General features: G+C 60.1%; 1 protein-coding gene. It reads left to right on the forward strand.

The features are described 5' to 3' along the window. The coding region (locus tag NKJ23_RS34535; protein WP_352685198.1) for an AMP-binding protein at positions 1-676 on the forward strand (676 nt) is incomplete at both ends.

A 676-nucleotide genomic window follows, 5' to 3' on the forward strand; every position in this document is an offset into this window, starting at 1 on the left:
TGCCGGCCTCGAACCCGGACCCGCGCGCCCTTGGCCTGAGCCCGCGCCATCTCGCCTATGTCATCTACACCTCAGGCTCAACCGGGACGCCTAAAGGGGCACAGAACGAGCATCGGGCTATTATCAATCGCCTGATCTGGATGCAAAAAGCCTACGCTCTCAATGCAACTGATGTCGTCCTGCAGAAGACACCATTTGGCTTCGATGTCTCGGCCTGGGAGTTCTTCTGGACGTTGCTTGAAGGGGCGACCCTGGTGCTGGCGCCTCCGGCTGCACACAAAGACCCCGACGCGCTGGTAGAGCTGATGATCAGCCAACGCATCACCACGGCACACTTTGTACCCTCGATGTTGGTCAGCTTTATCTATACAAAGGGTGTTGACCGCTGCACCTTCCTGCAGCGCCTCCTGTGCAGTGGCGAAGTGCTTCCTGCCTCTCTTGTGCGCAAGGTTAGACGCGTATTGCCTTGGACTGGTCTGCACAATCTATACGGTCCCACGGAAGCTGCTATCGACGTTACAGCCTGGAATTGCCCGGCTGATTTTGACGGGTCAGTTGTCCCGATCGGCCGTCCGATTGCGAACACGCGGTTGTATCTGCTGGACGGTCATGGCGCGCCCGTGCCGTTCGGGGCGGTGGGCGAGCTTTACATCGGCGGGGCGGGGGTGGCGCGTGG

This window comes from Mesorhizobium sp. M0184 (genome assembly GCF_040322215.1).
Classification (GTDB): Bacteria; Pseudomonadota; Alphaproteobacteria; order Rhizobiales; family Rhizobiaceae; genus Mesorhizobium.